Source organism: Caulobacter endophyticus, from assembly GCF_029543245.1.
Lineage (GTDB): Bacteria > Pseudomonadota > Alphaproteobacteria > Caulobacterales > Caulobacteraceae > Caulobacter > Caulobacter endophyticus_A.
This window is the reverse complement of sequence record NZ_JARQWV010000009.1, coordinates 116,512-137,270: the sequence shown is the minus strand read 5'-3', so window position 1 is coordinate 137,270 and position 20,759 is coordinate 116,512. Positions and strand designations below refer to the sequence as shown.

Here is a 20,759-nt window from a genome sequence, read left to right as displayed (position 1 = left end):
TTACGGTTGCGGTGGCTTTGCCCTGCGCTTGAGCAATTCGTGCTCGATATCCGGGCGAGTGCGGGCTGCCTGTTCCGATCGTACGTCGCCAGGCGAAGTTTTCTTCCGAAAGTGGGCGGCCGAACCTGACGCTGGTGTCAACCTTACCGGATTGCCGTCGATTCGCGTCCCGGGGGGGAAGCACGCCATGTCCGCCGAAGAAGCCAGTCTCCGTCCGGAGCGCATTCTCGATCTGTCCGAACGCCTCAGCGTGGTGGCGGGGCAGAAGATCGGCGAGATCTCGACCGTGAACCGCGCGGCCAAGATGCTGGCGATCAACGCCCTGATCGTCGCCGCCCGCGCGGGCGAGGCCGGCAAGGGCTTCGCCATCGTGGCCGAGGAGTTCAAGAAGATCTCGACCCAGATCGACGAGGTGGCCGGGGCCCTGGAAAGCCAGGTGCGCGCCGACCTCGACGAGTTGACCGCGATCGGCGGGGCGATCCTGTCGCACCTGCGCGGCCAGCGCCTGGCCGACCTGGCTTTGAACGCCATCGAGATCATCGACCGCAACCTCTATGAGCGCACCTGCGACGTGCGCTGGTGGGCGACCGACAGCGCTGTTGTCGACTGCGCCATGGCCCCCTCGCGCGAGGCGGCTGACTACGCCAGCCAGCGTTTGAAGGTGATCCTCGACGCCTACACCGTCTATCTGGACCTGTGGATCTGCGATGCGGCCGGGCGGGTGATCGCCAGCGGCCGCCCCGACAAGTATCGCGGCGTGCAGGGCGCCTCGGTGGCCAATGCGACGTGGTTCCAGGAAGCCCTGCGCACCAAGAGCGGCGATGATTTCGCGGTGGCCGACATCGCCCGCCAGCGCCTGCTCGACGAGGCGCCGGTGGCCACCTACGCCACGGCCATCCGCGAGGGCGGCCAGGCCAAGGGCAAGGTCATCGGCGTGCTGGGCGTTCATTTCGACTGGCGCCCGCAGGCCCAGGCCATCGTCGACGGCGTGCGCATGACCGACGAGGAAAAGGCCCGCTCGCGCGTGCTGCTGCTGGACCAGAACCATCGGATCCTGGCGGCCTCGGACGGGCAGGGCGTGCTGACCGACAGCTTCAAGCTCGACACCTCGCATGGGACCATGGGCAGCTACGCCCAGGGCGATCGCACGATCGGCTACGCCCTGACCCCCGGCTACGAGACCTACAAGGGCCTGGGCTGGTACGGCTGCCTGGTGCAGCGCCAGGCGGTGGATGCGCCGCTGCCGGTGGCCGAGCGGGTGGTGGACAATGTGCTGCGGCTGAAGGCCTAGGTTTCCTTCTCCCCTTGCGGGAGAAGGTGGCGGCGAAGCCGACGGATGAGGGGTTTCTCAGACATCCGAGCGCCTCGCTCGGCCTGCCCGCTGCGCGCAGCTTCGAGTTTTGAGAGACCCCTCACCCGACCTGCTTCGCAGGCCACCCTCTCCCGCAAGGGGAGAGGGATCCTATTCCACCGCGGCCAGCACCTTCCTGATCGTCTCGACGATCTGGTCGATCTGGCCTTGCTCGATGATCAGCGGCGGCGACAGGGCGATGATGTCGCCGGTAACGCGGATCAGCAGGCCCTGGTCGATGGCGGCTTCGAAGGCTTCCATGGCGCGGGCGGTGGGGGCGCCGGGGCGGGGGGAAAGCTCGATCCCGGCGATCAGGCCGAAGTCGCGGATGTCGATGACGTGGCGGGCGTCGCGCAGGGAATGTACCGCCGCGCGCCAGTAGGGCTCGTTGGCCAGGGCCCGCTCGAACAGGCCCTCGCTCCTGTATATCTCCAGCGTCGCCAGGCCGGCCGCGCAGGCCAGCGGGTGGCCTGAATAGGTGTAGCCGTGGAAAAGCTCGATGGGCGCGTCGGCGCCGTCGAGCATGGTCTCGTAGATGGCGGTGCTGGCGGCCACCGCGCCGGCCGGTACGGCGGCGTTGGTCAGGCCCTTGGCCATGCACAGAAGGTCGGGCGTGACGCCGAAGCGGTCGGCGGCGAAGGGGGCGCCGACGCGGCCGAAACCGGTGATCACCTCGTCGAAGATCAAGAGGATGTCGTGCCTGTCGCAGATCGCCCGCAGCTTCTGCAGGTAGCCTTCGGGCGGGACCAGCACGCCCGTGGAGCCGGCGACGGGCTCGACGATGACGGCGGCGATGTTGGAGGCGTCATGCAGGGCGACGATGCGTTCCAGGTCGTCGGCCAGGTGCACGCCGTGCCTGGGCAGGCCCTGGCTGAACAGGTTCTCTGGAATGCCGTAGGTGTGGGGCAGGTGGTCGACGCCTGTCAGCAGGGACCCGAAGTACATGCGGTTCTTGGGTATGCCGCCCACCGAGATGCCGCCGAAGCCGACGCCGTGATAGCCGCGCTCGCGGCCGATCAGCCGGGTCTTGGTCCCCTTGCCGCGGGCGCGGTGATAGGCCAGGGCGATCTTCAGGGCGGTGTCGACCGACTCCGAGCCCGAGTTGGTGAAGAAGATCCGGTCCAGGCCCTTCGGCGTCACCTGGGCCAGGCGCGAGGCGAAGGAAAAGGCCAGCGGGTGGCTAAGGTTGAAGCTGGGCGCATAGTCCATCTCGCCGGCCTGGCTGCGGATGGCCTCGGTGATCGTCTCGCGCCCGTGGCCGGCGTTGACGCACCAAAGGCCCGAGGTGGCGTCGAGGATCTGGCGCCCGTCGGGCGTGGCGTAGTGCATGCCCTTGGCGCTGGCGAGCAGACGCGGATTGGCCTTGAACCGCCGGTTGGGCGTGAACGGCATCCAGTAGGCGTCGAGGTCGTTGGCGCCGAAGTCGGGCATGGCGGGCTCGGGTCTGGCGTTGCGCGATGGTTCGTGCATTGTGATCGCAATTTTGCGCGGTCGCGCAACCCTAAACCGTACGATCCCCGCGAAGGCGGGGACCCAAGCGGCCTTGGGTGCAGGACCTGGGTGGCGCCGCGCATGGATCGAGCGTCGGCTTGGATCCCCGCCTTCGCGGGGATCGAACGGAAAGGAGGGGGAGCGGTGAAGGAAGTTCGCGCACGCCGTCCCCTGGCCGATTCCACGGCGGTGCATGACCGGGTCTATGACGCCATCCGTCAGGCCCTGATCACCGGCAAGATCGCGCCGGGCGTCGGCGTATCCTTGCGCAGCCTGGCCGCCGAGCTGGGGGTCAGCCCCATGCCGGTGCGCGACGCCGTGCGCCGCCTCGTGGCCGAGCGGGCCCTGGCCATCAACCCGGCCAACAAACGCTTGAGCGTGCCCTCGCTGAGCGCCGAGCGGCTGGAGCAACTGGAGCTGGCGCGTCAGTGGATCGAGCCGGAGCTGGCCGCCCGCGCCGCGCCCCGGGCCGACGAAGCCTTGGTGCGCAGGCTGAAAGCGATCGACCTGGACCTGGAAGAGGCCCTGCGGGTCGGCGATGTCGACCGCTACATGGTGGCCAACCACGCCTTCCATTTCGCCATCTACGAGCGGGCCGGGGCCGAGGTGCTGCTGGCCATGGCCGGCGGGCTGTGGCTGCAGATCGGGCCGTTCATGCGGGTGGTGTTCGGACGGGTGGGCACCGGCAGCCTGCCGGCCGACCGCCACGCCGAGGCCATGGACGCCCTGAAGGCCCGCGACGCCGAAGGCGTCCGCCGGGCCATCGCCGCTGACCTGTCCGAAGGCATGGACAAGATGCGCGCGGCCGTCGAGGCCGGCGCCGGCTTGACAGCCGCTCCGACGGGGCAAACTGTGATCACAGTTTCAGGAGGCAAGGTGTGAGCGTTCCCGCAGCCATCTCCGAGCACCTTAGCCGCCTGGCCCTTCCCGGCCGGGCGGTGATCGACGGCGCGCTGGTCGACGCCGCCTCGGGCGGAACCTTCGACAATGTCGGGCCGCGCGACGGGGCGGTGCTCAATGCGGTGGCCGCCTGCGACGTCGCCGATGTCGAGCGCGCCGTGGCCGCCGCCCGCGCCGCCTTCGAGGACGGCCGCTGGCGCGACCTGCATCCGCGCCAGAAGAAGAAGGTGCTGTTCCGGCTGGCCGAGCTGATGGAGCGCGACGCCGAGGACCTGGCCCTGCTGGAGAGCCTGGACGTCGGCAAGCCGATCCGCGACGCCCGGGCTGTCGACGTGCCCCTCGCGATCAACACCACCCGCTGGTACGCCGAGGCCCTGGACAAGGTCTACGGCGAGGTCGGCGCCTCGCCGGCCGATCGGCTGAGCTTCGCCACCCACGAGCCGCTGGGCGTGATCGGCGCCATCGTGCCGTGGAACTTCCCGCTGCACATGGCGATGTGGAAGGTCGCGCCGGCCCTGGCCATGGGCAATTCCGTCGTCCTCAAGCCCGCCGAGCAGTCGCCGCTGACGGCGCTGAAGCTGGGCGAGCTGGCCCTCGAAGCCGGGGTGCCGCCGGGCGTGCTGAATGTGGTGCCCGGCTTTGGCGCGGTCGCCGGCCAGGCCCTGGCGCGGTCGATGGACGTCGACATGATCGCCTTCACCGGCTCGGGCCCCACCGGCCGCCGGCTGATGGAATATGCGGCGCAGAGCAATCTAAAGCGCGTGTCGCTGGAGCTGGGCGGCAAGTCGCCCCAGATCGTCTTCGCCGACTGTCCCGACCTGGATGCGGCCGCCCAGGCCGCCGCCTGGGGCGTGTTCTATAACCAGGGCGAGGTCTGCACGGCGGCCTCGCGCCTGCTGGTCGAGGCCTCGATCAAGGACGCGTTCCTGGAGAAGGTGGTCGCGGTCGCCAGGACCATCCAGGTCGGCGATCCGCTGGACCCCGATACCGGCTTCGGGGCCATGGTCAGCGAGCGGCAGATGCAGACCGCGCTGTCCTACATCGACAAGGCGCGCGAGGAGGGCGGCGCGCCCGTTCTGGGCGGCGCTCAGGTGCGCGTCGAGACTGGCGGCTTCTATGTGGAGCCGACCATCTTCGACGGCGTGAAGCCGAGCCACAAACTGGCCAGGGAAGAGGTGTTCGGTCCCGTCCTGGGCGTGATGACCTTCACCGGCGAGGACGAGGCCTTCGCCCTGGCCAACGACACCGTCTATGGCCTGGCCGCGGGCCTGTGGACCAGCGACATCAATCGCGGCCTGAAGGGGGCGCGGAAGCTCAAGGCGGGCCTGGTCTGGGTCAACGGCTGGGACGCCTGCGACATCACCATGCCGTTCGGAGGCTTCAAGCAGTCGGGTTTTGGCCGCGACCGCAGCCTACATGCGTTGCACAAGTACGCCGACCTGAAGTCGGTGTCCGTAACGCTGAGGTAAGCCCCCATGACCGCCCTGAACCTTGTCGAAACCGAAGCCTTTATCGACGGTCTGTGGATCGAGGGCGAGGCGACCTTCGACGTGACCAATCCGGCCGACGGGTCGGTGGTCGCCAAGGTCGCCAACCTGGGGGCGGGCGAGACGCGGGTGGCCATCGAGGCGGCGCACCGGGCGTTCCCGGCCTGGGCGGGCAAGACGGCCAAGGAGCGCGGGGCGATCCTGCGCCGGTGGAGCGACCTGATGCTCGCCCACGCCGACGACCTGGCCCGGCTGATGACGGCCGAACAGGGCAAGCCGCTGGCGGAGTCGAAGGGCGAGGTCGCCTATGGGGCCAGCTTCATCGACTGGTTCGCCGAGGAGGCCAAGCGCGGCTACGGCCACACCATCCCGACGCCCGACCCCAAGAAGCGCCTGGCCTCGATCAAGCAGCCGATCGGGGTGTGCGCGGCCATCGCGCCGTGGAACTTCCCGATCGCCATGATCACCCGCAAGGTCGGCCCGGCCCTGGCGGCCGGCTGCACCGTGGTGGTCAAGCCGGCGGCCGAGACGCCGCTGTGCGCCCTGGCTATCGCGCGTCTGGCTATCGAGGCGGGCGTGCCGGCGGGCGTGCTCAACGTCGTGACGGGGACCGACGCCAGCGCCATCGGCAAGGCCCTGTGCGAGGACGGCCGGGTGCGCAAGCTGTCGTTCACCGGCTCGACCCCGGTGGGCAAGGTGCTCTACGGCCAGTGCGCCGGCACGATGAAGAAGCTCTCTCTCGAGCTGGGCGGCAATGCGCCGTTCATCGTCTTCGACGACGCCGATCTGGAGGCCGCCGTCGACGGCGCGATCGCCAGCAAGTACCGCAACACCGGCCAGACCTGCGTCTGCGCCAACCGCCTGATCGTGCAGGCGGGCATCCACGACGCCTTCGCCAAGCGCCTTTCCGAAAAGGTGGCGGCGATGAAGGTGGGGCCGGGCACGGGCGAGGGCGTGGTGATCGGCCCCCTGATCAACGACAAGGCCATCGTCAAGGTCGAGGCCCTGGTCAAGGAGGCCGTCGCGGCCGGCGCCCGGGTCGAGGTCGGCGGAGATCGCCACGAGCTGGGCGGCCTGTTCTACCAGCCCACCGTGCTGACCGGCGCCACGGCGGACATGCGCCTGTTCAACGAGGAGATCTTCGGCCCCGTCGCGCCGATCGTGAAGTTCGAGACCGAGGACGAGGCGGTCGCCCTGGCCAACGCTACGCCCTTCGGCCTGGCGGCCTATTTCTACAGCCGCGACGTCGGCCGCTGCTGGCGCGTGGCCGAGGCCATCGAGGCCGGCATGGTCGGCATCAACGAAGGCCTGATCTCCACGGAAGTGGCGCCGTTCGGCGGGGTCAAGGAGTCGGGCCTGGGCCGCGAGGGATCGTCCGAGGGTCTCGATGAGTATTTCGAGACGAAGTACCTGTGCTTTGGCGGGGTGGCATGACGCCGTCGCGCCGCACATACGCGCTCCCTTCCCCCATCAAGGGGGAAGGGAAAAGAAGGGTGTCGGCATGATCGCCGAGCTGACCCGCACCCTTTCCGACCTGATCGCCGCCGAGCGCGCGCGGTTCCTGGCCGAGCATCCGCGCAGCGTGGCCATGGCCAGGGCGGCCTCGGGCGTTTGGCGGGGCGGGGTTCCGATGCACTGGATGGGCGACTGGGCCTGCCCCAGCCCCATCTTCGCCGCCCAGGGCGTGGGGGCGCAGATCACCGACGTCGACGGCAGGCTCTATGACGACTTCTGCCTGGGCGACACGCCGTCGATGTTCGGCCACGGCGACGCGTCGATGGCCGCCGCCGTCGCCGATCAGGCCAGGCGCGGGGCGGGGTTCATGCTGCCGACCGCCTCGGCGGTGATCGTCGGCAAACTGCTGGCCGAGCGCTTCGGCCTGCCGCTGTGGCAGGCGGCGACCACGGCCAGCGACGCCAACCGCGCGGCCATCCGCTGGGCTCGGGCGGTGACGCAGCGGCCGGTCGTGCTGGTGTTCGACGGCTGCTACCACGGCATGGTCGAGGACGCCTTCGTCGTGCTGAAGGACGGCCAGCCTGCCATGAAGCCCGGCCTGCTGGGCCAGGTTCAGGACCTGACGGCCACCACCCGCGTCGTGCCGTTCAACGATCTCGCCGCCCTGGAAGCCGCCCTGGCGCCCGGCGACGTCGCCGCCGTGCTGGCCGAGCCGGTGATGACCAACTGCGGGATGATCCTGCCCGATCCAGGTTTCCACGACGCCCTGCGCAAGCTGACGCGCGAGGCGGGCGCCCTGCTGATCATCGACGAGACCCACACGATTTCCACCGGTCCCGGGGGCTACACCCGGGCCCATGGCCTGGAGCCCGACGTCTTCGTGCTGGGCAAGGCCGTGGCCGGCGGCGTGCCGGCCGCCGTCTGGGGCGTGACGGCGGAACTGTCGGCGCGGATGGACGAGGCGCAAGGCCGCATCGGTCCGGGCCAGTCGGGGATCGGCACCACGCTGTCGGGCAACGCGCTGGCCATGGCGGCCATGCGGGCCATGCTGTCGGAGGTCATGACCGACGCGGCCTATGCCAGGATGCTGGCCGGCGCGCAGCGGTTGGTGGCCGGGCTGAAGGGCGTGATCGCCGAGCGCGGCCTGAAGTGGTCGGTCGTGCATGTGGGCGCGCGGGTGGAGCTCGTCTTCGCCGACCCGCCGCCGCGCGACGCCGCCTCGATGCGGAAAGTTCTGGACCATGAGGCCGTGGAAGCGCTGCATCTGTGGCTGATCAACCGAGGGGGGCTGATCGCGCCCTTCCACAACATGATGCTGGTCTCGCCCGTCACCGAGGACGCGGCGGTGGATCGGCTGGTCGCGGCGGTCGATGCGTTCGCCGTGGCCATGGGAGGGCTGGAATGATGGTGAGGTCGCTTATCGGGACCCTCTCCCAGAGGGAGAGGGAGGGACCCGGCGCGAAGCGCTGGGAGGGTGAGGGGTTACGCCCTCAACCGGAGTGCCGGCACGCCGTCGGGCGCCTTACCCCCTCACCCTCCCATGCTGCGCATGGGCCCCTCCCTCTCCCCATGGGAGAGGGGTCATGGTGAGTGTCGCCTCTCCAGACGAATGCCGCGACTTCCTGGCCGCCCATCCGCAGGTGAAGTTCGTCGAGGTGTTCTTCACCTCGATGACCGGGGTGCCGCGCGGCAAGCGGCTGCGGGTGCATGAGTTGCAGGCGATCTATGACTACGGCCGGTTCCTGCCGGGCTCGATCCTGGTGGTCGACACCGTCGGGGCCGACTGCGAGGAGACGGGCCTGGTCTGGGAAGACGGCGACGCCGACCGTCGCGCGCGGCCCGTGCCCGGGACGCTGACCCTGGCCCCGTGGCTGGGCCCGGACGTCGCCCAGGTGATGCTGTCGCTGTACGAGCTGGACGGAACGCCCAACGACCTGGACCCGCGCCACGTGCTGCAGCGGGTGCTGGACCGCTACGCCGCCGACGGCCTGACGCCGGTCGCGGCCTGCGAGCTGGAATACTACCTTGTCGATATCGAGCGCGGGTCGAACGGTGAGCTTCTGCCCGCCAAGTCGGTGCTGACCGGCCAGCGGCCGACCGGCATCCAGGTCTACGGCCTGCCGGAACTGGAGGCCAACGCCCCGTTCCTGCGCGAGCTTTGGGACACCGCCGACGTCATCGGCGTGCCGCTGGAAGGCGCGATCTCGGAATTCGCCCCGGCCCAGGTGGAGCTGACCCTCAAGCACAAGCCCGATGCGCTGAGGGCGGCCGACGACGCGGTGCTGTACAAGCGCGCCGCCAAGGGGGTGGCCTTGCGGCACGGCTGCGAGGCGACCTTCATGGCCAAGCCCTGGGCCGACAAGGCGGGCAACGGCTTCCACGTGCATGTCAGCTTCAACGACGCGGACGGAAACAACCTGTGCGCCGCCGAGGATCCGGAAGGCTCGGACCTGCTCAAGCACGCCATCGGCGGCATGAAGGCGCTGCTGGGCGAGGGCATGGCGATCCTGGCGCCCAACGCCAATAGCTATCGCCGCTTCAAGGCCAATTCCTATGCGCCCGTCGCCCCGACCTGGGGCGTCAACAACCGCACGGTCAGCTTGCGCGTGCCGGCGGGGCCTGCGCCGACCCGGCACGTGGAGCACCGCGTCGCCGGGGCCGACGGTAATCCGTACCTCGTTATGGCGACGCTGCTGGCGGCGGCGCACCACGGCATCACCAACAGGATCGATCCGGGCCCGGCGGTGGTCGGCGACGGCTATGCCGCCGCGGCAAAGGAGAACGTGCGCCTGCCGTCCAACTGGTTTTCCGCCGTCGACCTCTTCGAGAAGTCCGAGGTGCTGGCCGACTATCTGGGCGAGCGGTTCGTGGAGATGTTTGTGTCGGTGAAGCGCACCGAGCAGGCGCGGTTCTTCGAGGTGGTCGGGCAGCTCGACTATGACTGGTATCTGCGCAACGCCTGACGGCGGAGTGCTGGGAGTAAGGCTTTAGGTTGAACCGGCGGCGGGGAAGGGGCCTCGTCCGCCTCATGCGAACGAAAGAGGGAGTTTCGAGGCCATGAGCACCAACCACTTCCGGGGGGCCTCGCGCCGCTCGCTGCTGACCGCGTTCGGCGCGGCGGCCATCGGTCTGTCGTTCACCGCCTGCGGCGAGAAGCCCGCGCCGTCGGAGGGCGGCGAAGAGGCCAAGCTGAACTTCTATAACTGGGACACCTATATCGGCGAGACCACGCTGGGCGACTTCAAGAAGGCCAGCGGCGTCGACGTGAACATGAGCCTGTTCGCGACCAACGACGAACTGTTCGCCAAGCTGAAGGCGGGCAATCCCGGCTTCGACGTCATCGTGCCCTCCAACGAGTTCGTCACCCGCATGGCCCAGGCCGGCATGCTGGAGGCGCTGGACCACGCCAAGGTCCCCAACATCAAGAACATCGACCCGAGTTTCCTGAACCCGGAGTTCGATCCGGGACGGAAGTTCTCGCTGCCCTACACCTGGCTGCTGCTGGGCATCGGCTATCGCAAGAGCAAGGTGAAGGGCGTTCCCGACAGCTGGAAGTACCTGTTCGACAGCAACCAGTACGCCGGCAAGATCGCCCTGCTGTCGGAAAGCGCCGACCTGGTGCGCCTGTCGGCCAAGTACCTGGGTCACTCGGTCAACGACATCCCGGCCGACATGCTGCCGAAGATCGAGCAGATGCTGATCAAGCAGAAGCCGTTCGTGAAGGCCTTCCACGACGACAACGGCCAGGACCTGTTGCTGTCGGGCGAGGTCGACCTGGTGCTGGAGTACAACGGCGACATCGCCCAGGCGATGAAGGACGACGACGACATCGACTTCGTCGTGCCCAAGGAAGGGTCCTTGATCAACTCGGACTGCCTGTGCATCCCGAAGGGCGCGCCGCGTCCGAACAACGCCCACAAGTTCATCAACTACCTGCTGGACGCCCAGGCCGGCGCCGAGATCAGCAAGACCATCCTCTATCCGACGCCCAACGCGGCGGCCAAGGCGCTGATGCCGGACGACTACAAGAACAATCCGGTGATCTTCCCGCCCGCCGCCATCATGGCCAAGTGCGAGTACGGGGCCTTCGAGGGGGCGGAAAAGGCCAGCCTCTACGAGGAGATCATCACCCGCGTGCGGGCGGCTTAAGACGCCGCAGTGGTCTCCCTTCCCCCTTGATGGGGGAAGGGCTGGGGATGGGGGTGGTTGCGGCGGTTGCCGTCATCCCCGTCCGTGTTCGTCCTGACGCGCTGTCACCCCCAACCCCGACCCTTCCCCCATCAAGGGGGAAGGGGGGAGCTCCGTGAAAATGGAACAGAGCTGGAAGAAGGCCAAGGCGGTGTTCGCCGCCGCGCTGGGACCGCCGCTGGTCTGGCTGGTGGTGTTCTTCGTCGCGCCGATGGCGATCGTCTGGGCCTACAGCTTCGGCCACAATGTCGGGCTGACCGAGATCTCGTTCACCGGCACGATCGCCAACTACGCCCGGGCGCTGGAGCCGCTGTACCTGAAGATCTTCGTCAAGTCGGCCTGGGTGGCGGCGCTGACGACGGCGCTGTGCCTGGTGATCGGCTTCCCGGTGGCGCTGGCCATCACCTTCGCTTCCCAGAAGGCCAAGACCTGGCTGCTGCTGCTGGTCATGCTGCCGTTCTGGACCAACCTGCTGATCCGCACCTATGCGCTGATCGCGGTGCTGCGGACCGAGGGCTACGTCAACCAGACCTTCGAGTGGTTCTGGAACCTGGGCGCCAAGGTCGCGCCCCTGGGCGCCTACCAGCCGCTGGAGCTGCTGCACAACAATTTCGCGGTGATCCTGGGCCTCGTCTACGTGCACCTGCCGTTCATGGTGCTGCCGCTCTATTCGGCGCTGGACCGGCTGGACAAGTCGCTGCTCGAGGCCAGTCTCGACCTCGGCGCGGGGCACCTGCGCACCCTGTTCCGCATCGTCGTGCCGCTGGCCCTGCCGGGCATCGCCTCGGGGATCCTGATCACCTTCATCCCGGCGCTGGGCGCCTATCTGACGCCCGACCTGCTGGGCGGGCCCGACAGCCAGATGATCGCCAACGTCATCGAGCGCCAGTTCAAGCGCGCCAACGACTGGCCGTTCGGCGCGGCCCTGTCGTTCCTGCTGATGTACCTGACCTTCATCGCCATCGCCGTGCAGGCGCTGCTGTCGCGGGGCAAGAAGAAGGAAGGCGTGGGATGACCAAGCGTTCGCCGCCCGGTCCGCTCGAATACCTGCGCCGCTGGCCGATCCGGCTGTGGCTGCTGGCGGTGGGGGTGTTCCTCTATGCGCCGCTGATCGCCCTGATGGCCTTCAGCTTCAACGACAGCCGGCGCAACATCGTCTGGAAGGGCTTCACCCTCAAATACTACGAGAAGGCCTTCAACAACGACGGCTTGATCGAGGCCTTCGCCAACAGCCTGACCATCGCGGCGGTCTCGACCCTGCTGAGCGTGGTGCTGGGCGCCCTGGTGGCGCTGGCCCTGTGGCGCTTCCGGTTTCCGGGCAAGACGGTGGTGGACGGGGCGCTGGCCCTGCCGATCGTGGTGCCAGAGATCTGCATGGGCGTGGGCATGCTGGTGTTCTTCGCCAAGGTGCTGCCCTGGCCGCAAGGGCTGGTGTGGCCGCTGAACCTGGGGGCGATCATCATCGCCCACGTGACCTTCTCGTTCCCGTTCGTGGCGGTGGTGGTGCGGGCCCGCATGGCCAGCTTCAACCGCGAACTCGAGGAGGCCGCCCGCGACCTGGGGGCAGGAGAGTTCCGCACCATCAAGGACGTGATCCTGCCGCACATGACCCCGTCGCTGGTGGCCGGGGCTTTGCTCGCCTTCACGCTCAGCCTGGACGACTTCGTCATCACCTTCTTCACGGCGGGACCGGACACCGTGACCTTCCCGGTGAAGGTCTATTCGATGGTGCGCTTCTCGGTGACGCCCGAGGTCAATGCGGCCTCGACCATCCTGATCGTGCTGACCGTGATCCTGACCGCCGTGGCGCTGAAGCTGCAGGGCGATCCTGCGGCGACGGCCGGGGCGCATGGGGGGGACAAGGCATGAGCCTCGCCGCACTGGAACCTCCCCCCGTGGGGGAGGCGGCCGAAGGCCGGTGGGGGGACGTTCTCAGCTTCCGCGGGGGCGGAAGTCCAGCAGCCACGCCCCCCACCGATCGCTGCGCGATCGCCTCCCCCATGGGGGGAGGTTCCTCGTGGGCCGAGGAGCACAGGCCGCTGACGTTTTCGGGGGGAATGACGAAGTGACCGAACCCAAACCCATCATCACCTTCGAGAACGTCACCAAGCGCTTCGGCAAGCTGGCGGCGGTCGACAACGTGTCGCTGAGCATCCGGGAGGGCGAGTTCTTCGCTCTGCTGGGGCCGTCGGGCTGCGGCAAGACCACCCTGCTGCGGATGCTGGCCGGGTTCGAGACGCCGACGGAAGGGCGGATCCTGATCGACGGCCAGGACATCTCGAACGTGCCGCCCAACAAGCGGCCGGTGAACATGGTGTTCCAGTCCTACGCGGTGTTCCCGCACATGACCGTGGCCGACAACGTCGCCTATGGCCTGAAGGTCGACCGGGTGAGCAAGGCCGAGCGCGACCGGCGGGTCGAGGAGGCGCTGGAGCTGGTGCAGCTAGGCGGCCTTGGCCAGCGCAAGCCCGACCAACTGTCGGGCGGTCAGCGCCAGCGCGTGGCCCTGGCCCGGGCGCTGGTCAAGCGGCCGCGCGTGCTGCTGCTGGACGAGCCGCTGTCGGCCCTGGACGCCAAGCTGCGCGAGCAGATGCGCACCGAGCTGTGCACCTTGCAGGAGAAGGTGGGCATCACCTTCATCATGGTCACTCACGACCAGGACGAGGCCCTGGCGCTGGCCACGCGCTGCGCGGTGATGAGCAAGGGCCTGTTGCAGCAGGTGGCCGCGCCCAACGACCTCTACGAGTTTCCCAACAGCCGCTTCGTGGCCGACTTCATCGGCAGCGTGAACCTGTTCGAGGGCGTGCTGGCGGTGGACGAGCCGAGCCATGCGGTGATCCGCTCGCCGGGCCTGCCGACCGACATCTTCCTCGACCACGGGGTGACCGGCCCGCGCGGCGGCACGGTATGGGCGGCGATCCGGCCCGAGAAGATCGAGCTGCACAAGCGCCCCGACGACGGCGAGCCGCCGAACATGGGCGACGCGCCCAAGGGCACCAACGCGGTGGCGGGCGTGATCAAGCACGAGGCCTATCTGGGCGGGGTGTCGACCTATGAGGTGGAAATCGAGGGGGGCCGCCGGGTGAAGGTGCAGCGCCCCAACCTGACGCGCTGGGACCAGGAGGACTTCCGGCTGGGCGAGGCGGTGTGGATCGCCTGGCACGCCTGCTCGCCGGCGGTGCTGCTGTCGTGACCACGCTTCCTTCCGTTCCAAGCTTCGTCATCCCGGAAGCGCGCAGCGCTATCCGGGACCCAGGGGCCGCCGCACTGCAGGTGGTCCTGGGTCCCGGCTCTCCGCTTCGCTGCGGCCGGGATGACGAGCGGGGGAGTGCGAAGGGGGGAGATTGCTGATGCGTCCCGTCGCCGGCGTCATCTGCTGCACCCGCACCGTCGGGATCGAGCCGGCCCAGGCGGTGATGAACCGCTATGTCGCTGGCGCGATGCGTTACGCCGACGCCGCGGCCCTGCTCGTGCCGTCGATGCCGGGGCTGATGAAGGCCTCGGAGGTCGCGAGCCGGCTGGACGGCCTGATGCTGACCGGCAGCCCGTCGAACCTGGATCCGGCCTTCTATGACGAGGCGGTGGAGGATGCGCCGGGGCCGTTCGACCACGATCGCGACGCCATGACCCGCGACCTGATCAAGGCCATGCTCGACCTGGGCCGGCCGGTGTTCGGGGTGTGCCGGGGCTTTCAGGAGATCAATGTCGCCTTCGGCGGCACCCTGCGGCGCGACATGGCGACCAGCGCCGAGCTGATCGCCCACCACGCGCCCGACGAGGTCGACTTCAACGCCATGTTCGACCATCGCCACCCGATCGACCTGACGCCCGGCGGGGTGCTGGCGACGGCCTTTGGCGTTGAGCAGGCGGTGGTCAATTCGGTGCACTACCAGGGCGTCGACCGGCTGGGCGCAGGCCTGGCCGTCGAAGCCCGCGCACAGGACGGCGTCGTCGAGGCGGTGTCGGCAAGCGTCAATGGCGCGCCGGTGCTGGCGGTGCAGTGGCACCCCGAGTGGAAGCCGGAGACCAATCCGCAGAGCCAGGTGTTCTTCCAGCTGTTTGGCCAGGCCTTACGCAAAGAGTTTCCCCTCCCCCTCGATGGGGGAGGGGCCAGGGGTGGGGGTGGTTACGGCGGTTCGGCGCGCGCCGGGCCCTGAACCGCTGTCACCCCCATCCCCGACCCTTCCCCCATCATAGGGGGAAGGGAGAAAAGAAACGCACGGGAAACCCACACATGACCGCCCCCCTCCGCAACCACGACATCGCCGAACTCAAGCGCCTGGACCTGGCTCACCACCTGCCGGCCCAGGCCGACCACAAGGTCATCGCCGAGCAGGGCGGCAGCCGGATCATCACGCGGGCCGAGGGCGTCTACATCCACGACGGCGAGGGTCACCGGATCCTCGACGGCATGGCCGGGCTGTGGTGCGTCAATGTCGGCTATGGCCGCACCGAGCTTGCCCAGGCGGCCTACGACCAGATGCTGGAGCTGCCGTACTACAACACCTTCTTCAAGACGGCCTCGCCGCCGCCGATCCAGCTGGCGGCCAAGATCGCGCAGAAGATGGGCGGGTATCTGAGCCACGTCTTCTACAATTCGTCGGGGTCGGAGGCGAACGACACGGTCTTCCGCCTGGTGCGCCACTATTGGAAGCTGAAGGGGGAGCCGAGCCGCACCGTCTTCATCAGCCGCTGGAACGCCTATCACGGCTCGACCGTGGCCGGGGTGTCGCTGGGCGGGATGAAGCACATGCACCGCCAAGGCGACCTGCCGATCGCCGGCGTCGAGCACGTGATGCAGCCCTACCTGTTCGGCGACGGCTTTGGCGAGGATCCGGCCGCCTTCCGCGACCGGGCGGTCAAGGCGATCGAGGACAAGATCCTTGAGGTCGGCCCCGAGAACGTCGCGGCCTTCATCGGCGAGCCGGTGCAGGGGGCGGGCGGGGTGATCATTCCGCCGGACGGCTATTGGCCCGCGGTCGAGGCCCTGTGCCGCAAGTACGGGATCCTGCTGGTCTGCGACGAGGTGATCTGCGGCTTCGGGCGGCTGGGGACGTGGTTCGGCCACCAGCACTACGGGATCAAGCCCGACCTGATCGCCATGGCCAAGGGCCTGTCGTCCGGCTACCTGCCGATCAGCGCCGTGGGCGTGGCCGACCACATCGTCGCCGAGCTGCGCGAGAAGGGCGGCGACTTCATCCACGGCTTTACCTATTCGGGCCACCCGACCGCGGCGGCCGTAGCGCTCAAGAACATCGAGATCATGGAGCGCGAGGGCCTGGTCGAGCGCACCCGCGACGAGACGGGCCCCTACCTGGCCCAGGCGCTGGCGTCGCTGAACGATCATCCACTGGTGGGCGAGACCCGCTCGCTGGGCCTGATCGGCGCGGTCGAGATCGTCCGCGAGAAGGGGACCAACCATCGCTTCCTCGACAAGGAGGGCGAGGCCGGGCCGATCGTGCGCGACCTGTGCATCAAGAACGGCCTGATGGTGCGGGCCATCCGCGACAGCATCGTCTGCTGCCCGCCGCTGATCATCACCAAGGCCGAGATCGACGAACTGGTGGGGATCATCCGCAAATCGCTCGACGAGGCCGAGCCGGTGCTGCGGGCGCTGAAGCCGAAGGTGGAGGACTGAAAGTGGCTGTGAAACTGTGATACTGTGAGATCATGAAGAATATCACAGTCTCGATCGACGACGAAACCTATCGGCGCGCCCGCATCCGGGCCGCCGAGCAGGAGACGTCCGTCTCAGCCATGGTGCGCAAGTATCTGGTCGAGGTCGCCCAAGGCGAAAGCGAGTTCGAGCGGCTGAAGCGGCGCGAGCTCGAGTTGCGTGAGAAGATCAGGGGCTTTCGGGCCGCCGACAATGTGCCGCGCGACGAACTCTATCGGCGTGGGGAGTAGGTGGCCGTCTTCCTCGACACCAACGTCCTGATCTATTCGATCAGCGAGGCGCCGGAAGAGGCGGTCAAGCGCGCGGCCGCGAGAACTTTGCTGGACCGGACCGACGGCGTGCTGTCGGTGCAGGTGCTGCAGGAGTTCTACGTTCAGGCCACGCGCTCGTCGCGACCCGGAAGGTTGGAGCCTGAAGATGCGGCCGAGTTCGTCCGGACCTGGACCCGCTTCAAGGTGCAGGACAACACCCTGGCCGTGTTGCTGTCGGCACTGGAGATCAAGGCGCGCTACGGCTTTTCTTACTGGGACAGCGCCGTGATCGCCGCCGCGCGGGCAGCCGGCTGCACCGAACTGTTCACCGAGGACCTCTCGCACGGCCAGATCGTAGAGGGCGTCCGTATCGTCAATCCTTTCCAATAGCCCAAACTTCAGCAAGCGCGAGGAGCGCCCTCATGAAGCCCAAGCACAAGAAGAACCACGACGGTCCGAAGGTCACCCGGGGGGTCAAGACGCTGGACGAGGCCCAGGCCTGGTTCCGCAGCCAGAACATCGAGGAGATCGAGTGCGTCGTGCCCGACCTTGCCGGCGTGGCCCGCGGCAAGATCATGCCGGTGCGCAAGTTCCTAGGGACCCCGTCGATGAACCTGCCGCTGGCGGTGTTCTATCAGACCATCACCGGCGACTTCCCCGAGTTCGAGGGGGCGGTGAACGCGGTGCAGTCGGACACCGACATCTTCCTGACCCCTGACCTGGCCACGCTGGCCACGGTGCCCTGGGCGCAGGACCCGACCGCCCAGGTGATCCACGACGCCTTCCACCCCGACGGCCGGCCGGTGGAGGAAAGCCCCCGCCAGGTGCTGCGCCGGGTGCTGTCTCTGTATCGCGAGAAGGGCTGGAGCCCGATCGTGGCGCCGGAGATCGAGTTCTATCTGGTCGAGAAGAACATCGACTGGGACTATCCGCTGAAGCCGCCGGTCGGCCGGTCGGGCCGGCCCGAGAGCGGCCGCCAGGGCTATTCGATCAGCGCGGTCAACGAGTTCGACGCCCTGTTCGAGGACATGTACGAATACTCCGAGCGCCAGGGCCTGGAGATCGACACCCTGATCCACGAGAGCGGGGTGGCGCAGATGGAGATCAACCTGCGCCACGGCACCCCGCTGGAGCTGGCCGACCAGGTGTTCATGATGAAGCGCACCATCCGCGAGGCGGCGATGGAGCACGACATCTACGCCACCTTCATGGCCAAGCCGATGGCGGGCGAGCCGGGCAGCGCCATGCACGTGCACCAGTCGATCCTGACCGAGGACGGCGACAACCTGTTCTCGGATCCCAAGACTGGCGAGGCGACGCCGTCCTTCTACGCCTTCATCGCCGGGCAGCAGCGCTATCTGCCGGCGATCATGGCCATACTGGCCCCCTACGTGAACAGCTACCGCCGCATCGCCCGCGACAGCGGCGCGCCGGTCAACACCCAGTGGGGATATGACAACCGCACCTGCGGCCTGCGCGTGCCGCCGTCCGATCCGGCCAACCGCCGGGTGGAGAACCGCATCCCCTCGTCGGACGCCAATCCGTACCTGGCCATCGCCGCGGTGCTGGCCTGCGGCTATCTGGGCATGACCCAGAACCTGGCTCCCACGGCGCCGGTGGAGATCGACGCCGGGGCCCGGGGCATCGAGCTGCCGCGCAGCCTGCTGGAGTCGGTGACCCTGTTCGAGGAGGCCAAGGCCCTGACCGACATCCTCGGCGCCACCTTCTGCACGGCCTACGCCCGGGTGAAGCAGGCCGAGTACGAGACCTTCATGCGCACCATCAGCCCGTGGGAGCGGGAGTTCCTGCTGCTGAATGTTTAGGGCGGCTGTCGGTCACCTTCTCCCAGAGGGAGAAGGAGGGGCCCGCGCCGTCAGGCGTGGGAGGATGAGGGGTTATGCCGCCGGCCGTGAAACCCCTCACCCTCCCATGGCTTCGCCATGGGCCCCTCCCTCTCCCTATGGGAGAGGGGGAGGTCGGCGATGAACAACACCGGCCATCCTTCCACCTCCTGGTACGCCGCCACGGCTCACGCCCTGCCGCCGCTGCCCGCCCTCGACGGCGACGCCTTCGCCGACGTCTGCGTCGTCGGCGCGGGCTACACCGGCCTTGGCGCGGCGCTGGAACTGGCTTCGCGCGGGGTGTCGGTGGTCGTGCTGGAGGCCGCGCAGGTCGGGTCCGGCGCCTCGGGGCGCAACGGCGGCCAGGTGCATATGGGCCAGCGCAACGACCAGGCCTGGCTGGAGAAGACGGTCGGTCGCGACGACGCCCTGGCGCTGTGGAAGATGGCGCTGGACGCCCGCTCGCACCTGACCGCGACCATCGCCGAGCACGCCATCGCCTGCGACTTCACGCCGGGCATGATCCACGCCCGCCACAAGACGGGCGGCGAGGGCGAGGATCTCGACCACATCGAGTTCATGGCCGCCCGCTACGGCTATCACGAGCTGGAGCTGATCGACGAGGACGCCCTGGCTGAAGAGCTGGGCACGGCGGTCTATCACGGCGGGACGCGTGACAACGGCGGTGGCCACCTGCATCCGCTGAACCTGGCCCTGGGCCTGGCGAAGGCGGCGCTGGCCAGGGGAGTGGTGATCCACGAGCGCAGCCGCGCCCGGGCCTGGCGGCGCGAGGGCGGAAGGATCGTGGTCGAGACCGCGGCGGGCCGGGTGCTGTGCGACCAGCTGATCCTGACCGGCGACGGCTATCTGGACGAGCTGGCCGGGGGCGAGGCCCGGGCGCGGGTGATGCCGATCAACAACTTCGTGCTGGCGACCGAGCCTTTGGGAGAGCGCGCCGAGACCATCATCCGCTCGAACGCCGCCGTGGCCGACAGCCGCTTCGTCGTGAACTACTTCCGCAAGAGCCCGGACGGCCGGCTGCTGTTCGGTGGCGGCGAGAACTACCGGCCGGGCTTTCCGCCGGACCTGCCGGGCTTCGTGCGCCGCCACATGCTGAAGATCTATCCCGACCTGGCCGAGGTGAAGGTGACCCACGCCTGGGGCGGAACCCTGGGGATCACCGTGCACCGCTCGCCATTCGTGCGGGAACTGGCGCCGGGCGTGTGGGCGGCGGCCGGCTATTCTGGGCAGGGGGTGATGCTGGCGCCGTGGTTCGGCAAGCTCCTGGCCGATGCGGCCCTGGGCGAGACGGGCGGGGTGGAGCTGCTGTCGCGCCTGCCGACCCCGCCGTTCCCAGGCGGCCGGCTGCTGCGCTGGCCGCTGACGGTGGCGGGCCTTTCCTGGTACGCGCTGCGCGACCGGCTATAGGGCCTTGGACTTCGCCCGCAGCGACAGGCAGTAGCCGATGGTCAGGGCGATGCCGGCCAGGATCGCGCCGCAGCCGCCCACGACCGCCACCTCGAAGGGGGCGAAGGCCCACAGGCCGGCATAGACCAGCCCGCTCAGCGCCATCGACCAGCCGCCGAACCGGTTGACGCGACGGCCCCAGTCGCTGGGGACGAACCGCTTGGGCATGCGGTTGCCGAACCAGGCGACCATCAGGCCGATGGCCCCCATGACCAGGCGGTTGACGGTGTCGGTGTCGATATAGCCCAGCTTGCGCGCGAGGCTGGCGGCCAGGGCCAGGACGACGATGCCGACGCCCCAGGCGAGGTCTGCGATCACTTCCTTCTTCATTCCGTAACCTCCTGCTTCGGCGCCGATGCTTGCTCGCCGACGCCGAACGAGTGGACGAAGCCCAGCAGCGCCTCTTCGAGCACCGAGAGCTTCAGGTGGTAGACGACCGACTTGCCGGCCTTCTCGGCGTGGACGAGGTCGGCTTCGCGGAGCACCGCGAAATGGGCCGACATGGTCGGCTTGGAGACGTCGAACTGATCGCTCAGCTCGCCGGCGCTGAGCGGCCCCTTGCGCAGGAGCTGCAGAACCCGCCGGCGGGTGGGATCGGAAAGGGCCTTGAATACCTGGCTCATGATAAGACGATTAGCTAATCGTCGAAAT

At 68.5% G+C, this 20,759-nt stretch carries 19 protein-coding genes; 16 read left to right on the top strand and 3 right to left on the bottom strand.

The genetic code is table 11. The features are described 5' to 3' along the window. Window positions 1-187: 187 nt before the first annotated feature. Window positions 188-1,291 carry a methyl-accepting chemotaxis protein gene (locus tag P7A99_RS10620; RefSeq protein WP_277793853.1) on the top strand — a complete coding sequence of 368 codons (1,104 nt, stop codon included), beginning with the start codon at window positions 188-190 and terminating at the stop codon, window positions 1,289-1,291. Between the two features lie 171 nt (window positions 1,292-1,462). Here P7A99_RS10620 and P7A99_RS10615 read toward each other — a convergent pair whose 3' ends face one another. Next, window positions 1,463-2,782, bottom strand: coding sequence for an aspartate aminotransferase family protein (locus P7A99_RS10615; RefSeq protein ID WP_277793852.1), 1,320 nt, complete (start codon window positions 2,780-2,782; stop codon window positions 1,463-1,465). 204 nt (window positions 2,783-2,986) lie between these two features. Between P7A99_RS10615 and P7A99_RS10610 the strand changes: the two genes are divergently transcribed. From P7A99_RS10610 to P7A99_RS10535, 15 genes are all read left to right on the top strand, one after another. Continuing rightward, a complete protein-coding gene (locus tag P7A99_RS10610) occupies window positions 2,987-3,724 on the top strand; it encodes a GntR family transcriptional regulator (RefSeq protein WP_277793851.1) in 738 nt (245 codons plus the stop codon). After that, window positions 3,721-5,211: an aldehyde dehydrogenase gene (locus P7A99_RS10605; RefSeq protein ID WP_277793850.1), complete on the top strand. Its 1,491-nt coding sequence runs from the start codon at window positions 3,721-3,723 to the stop codon at window positions 5,209-5,211. The genes P7A99_RS10610 and P7A99_RS10605 overlap by 4 nt, the downstream gene beginning before the upstream one ends. A 6-nt stretch (window positions 5,212-5,217) precedes the next feature. Continuing rightward, on the top strand, window positions 5,218-6,663 hold the full coding sequence (locus P7A99_RS10600) for an NAD-dependent succinate-semialdehyde dehydrogenase (protein WP_277793849.1): 1,446 nt from the start codon (window positions 5,218-5,220) through the stop codon (window positions 6,661-6,663). A gap of 67 nt (window positions 6,664-6,730) precedes the next feature. Next, window positions 6,731-8,089: an aspartate aminotransferase family protein gene (locus P7A99_RS10595; RefSeq protein WP_277793848.1), complete on the top strand. Its 1,359-nt coding sequence runs from the start codon at window positions 6,731-6,733 to the stop codon at window positions 8,087-8,089. Window positions 8,090-8,267: 178 nt separating this feature from the next. Beyond that, window positions 8,268-9,647 carry a glutamine synthetase family protein gene (locus P7A99_RS10590; RefSeq protein WP_277793847.1) on the top strand — a complete coding sequence of 460 codons (1,380 nt, stop codon included), beginning with the start codon at window positions 8,268-8,270 and terminating at the stop codon, window positions 9,645-9,647. A 94-nt stretch (window positions 9,648-9,741) separates the two neighbouring features. Further along, window positions 9,742-10,833, top strand: a complete 1,092-nt coding sequence (locus P7A99_RS10585) for an ABC transporter substrate-binding protein (protein WP_277793846.1) — start codon at window positions 9,742-9,744, stop codon at window positions 10,831-10,833. A 160-nt stretch (window positions 10,834-10,993) separates the two neighbouring features. Then, window positions 10,994-11,887, top strand: a complete 894-nt coding sequence (locus P7A99_RS10580; protein WP_165259329.1) for an ABC transporter permease — start codon at window positions 10,994-10,996, stop codon at window positions 11,885-11,887. Further along, window positions 11,884-12,741, top strand: coding sequence for an ABC transporter permease (locus P7A99_RS10575; RefSeq protein WP_277793845.1), 858 nt, complete (start codon window positions 11,884-11,886; stop codon window positions 12,739-12,741). Before P7A99_RS10580 ends, P7A99_RS10575 begins: the two co-directional genes overlap by 4 nt. Before the next feature lie 196 nt (window positions 12,742-12,937). After that, window positions 12,938-14,065, top strand: coding sequence for an ABC transporter ATP-binding protein (locus P7A99_RS10570; protein ID WP_277793844.1), 1,128 nt, complete (start codon window positions 12,938-12,940; stop codon window positions 14,063-14,065). Between the two features lie 157 nt (window positions 14,066-14,222). Continuing rightward, a complete protein-coding gene (locus P7A99_RS10560; protein WP_277793843.1) occupies window positions 14,223-15,029 on the top strand; it encodes a gamma-glutamyl-gamma-aminobutyrate hydrolase family protein in 807 nt (268 codons plus the stop codon). Window positions 15,030-15,106: 77 nt separating this feature from the next. After that, window positions 15,107-16,510, top strand: a complete 1,404-nt coding sequence (locus P7A99_RS10555; RefSeq protein ID WP_277793842.1) for an aspartate aminotransferase family protein — start codon at window positions 15,107-15,109, stop codon at window positions 16,508-16,510. A 32-nt stretch (window positions 16,511-16,542) separates the two neighbouring features. After that, on the top strand, window positions 16,543-16,779 hold the full coding sequence (locus P7A99_RS10550) for a DUF6364 family protein (RefSeq protein WP_277793841.1): 237 nt from the start codon (window positions 16,543-16,545) through the stop codon (window positions 16,777-16,779). Further along, a complete protein-coding gene (locus P7A99_RS10545) occupies window positions 16,780-17,190 on the top strand; it encodes a PIN domain-containing protein (RefSeq protein WP_277793840.1) in 411 nt (136 codons plus the stop codon). Window positions 17,191-17,222: 32 nt separating this feature from the next. After that, window positions 17,223-18,623 carry a glutamine synthetase family protein gene (locus P7A99_RS10540; protein WP_277793839.1) on the top strand — a complete coding sequence of 467 codons (1,401 nt, stop codon included), beginning with the start codon at window positions 17,223-17,225 and terminating at the stop codon, window positions 18,621-18,623. A gap of 159 nt (window positions 18,624-18,782) precedes the next feature. After that, window positions 18,783-20,069 carry an NAD(P)/FAD-dependent oxidoreductase gene (locus P7A99_RS10535; RefSeq protein WP_277793838.1) on the top strand — a complete coding sequence of 429 codons (1,287 nt, stop codon included), beginning with the start codon at window positions 18,783-18,785 and terminating at the stop codon, window positions 20,067-20,069. On the opposite strand, the gene P7A99_RS10530 is transcribed toward P7A99_RS10535, so the two are convergent. Both P7A99_RS10530 and P7A99_RS10525 read right to left on the bottom strand, forming a co-directional pair. After that, window positions 20,064-20,438: an ammonium transporter gene (locus P7A99_RS10530; protein ID WP_277793837.1), complete on the bottom strand. Its 375-nt coding sequence runs from the start codon at window positions 20,436-20,438 to the stop codon at window positions 20,064-20,066. The two genes, P7A99_RS10535 and P7A99_RS10530, sit on opposite strands and share 6 nt — an antisense overlap. Next, window positions 20,435-20,731: an autorepressor SdpR family transcription factor gene (locus P7A99_RS10525; RefSeq protein ID WP_277793836.1), complete on the bottom strand. Its 297-nt coding sequence runs from the start codon at window positions 20,729-20,731 to the stop codon at window positions 20,435-20,437. The genes P7A99_RS10530 and P7A99_RS10525 overlap by 4 nt, the downstream gene beginning before the upstream one ends. Window positions 20,732-20,759 lie beyond the last annotated feature (28 nt).

What these genes read in the sequence shown, in the direction of transcription:
- P7A99_RS10530 (WP_277793837.1), bottom strand. Translation starts at nt 20,438, where the DNA reads ATGAAGAAGGAAGTGATCGCAGACCTCGCCTGGGGCGTCGGCATCGTC.
- P7A99_RS10560 (WP_277793843.1), top strand. Translation starts at nt 14,223, where the DNA reads ATGCGTCCCGTCGCCGGCGTCATCTGCTGCACCCGCACCGTCGGGATC.
- P7A99_RS10550 (WP_277793841.1), top strand. Translation starts at nt 16,543, where the DNA reads ATGAAGAATATCACAGTCTCGATCGACGACGAAACCTATCGGCGCGCC.
- P7A99_RS10575 (WP_277793845.1), top strand. Translation starts at nt 11,884, where the DNA reads ATGACCAAGCGTTCGCCGCCCGGTCCGCTCGAATACCTGCGCCGCTGG.
- P7A99_RS10590 (WP_277793847.1), top strand. Translation starts at nt 8,268, where the DNA reads ATGGTGAGTGTCGCCTCTCCAGACGAATGCCGCGACTTCCTGGCCGCC.
- P7A99_RS10535 (WP_277793838.1), top strand. Translation starts at nt 18,783, where the DNA reads ATGAACAACACCGGCCATCCTTCCACCTCCTGGTACGCCGCCACGGCT.
- P7A99_RS10585 (WP_277793846.1), top strand. Translation starts at nt 9,742, where the DNA reads ATGAGCACCAACCACTTCCGGGGGGCCTCGCGCCGCTCGCTGCTGACC.
- P7A99_RS10580 (WP_165259329.1), top strand. Translation starts at nt 10,994, where the DNA reads ATGGAACAGAGCTGGAAGAAGGCCAAGGCGGTGTTCGCCGCCGCGCTG.
- P7A99_RS10620 (WP_277793853.1), top strand. Translation starts at nt 188, where the DNA reads ATGTCCGCCGAAGAAGCCAGTCTCCGTCCGGAGCGCATTCTCGATCTG.
- P7A99_RS10555 (WP_277793842.1), top strand. Translation starts at nt 15,107, where the DNA reads ATGACCGCCCCCCTCCGCAACCACGACATCGCCGAACTCAAGCGCCTG.
- P7A99_RS10600 (WP_277793849.1), top strand. Translation starts at nt 5,218, where the DNA reads ATGACCGCCCTGAACCTTGTCGAAACCGAAGCCTTTATCGACGGTCTG.
- P7A99_RS10525 (WP_277793836.1), bottom strand. Translation starts at nt 20,731, where the DNA reads ATGAGCCAGGTATTCAAGGCCCTTTCCGATCCCACCCGCCGGCGGGTT.
- P7A99_RS10595 (WP_277793848.1), top strand. Translation starts at nt 6,731, where the DNA reads ATGATCGCCGAGCTGACCCGCACCCTTTCCGACCTGATCGCCGCCGAG.
- P7A99_RS10615 (WP_277793852.1), bottom strand. Translation starts at nt 2,782, where the DNA reads ATGCCCGACTTCGGCGCCAACGACCTCGACGCCTACTGGATGCCGTTC.
- P7A99_RS10540 (WP_277793839.1), top strand. Translation starts at nt 17,223, where the DNA reads ATGAAGCCCAAGCACAAGAAGAACCACGACGGTCCGAAGGTCACCCGG.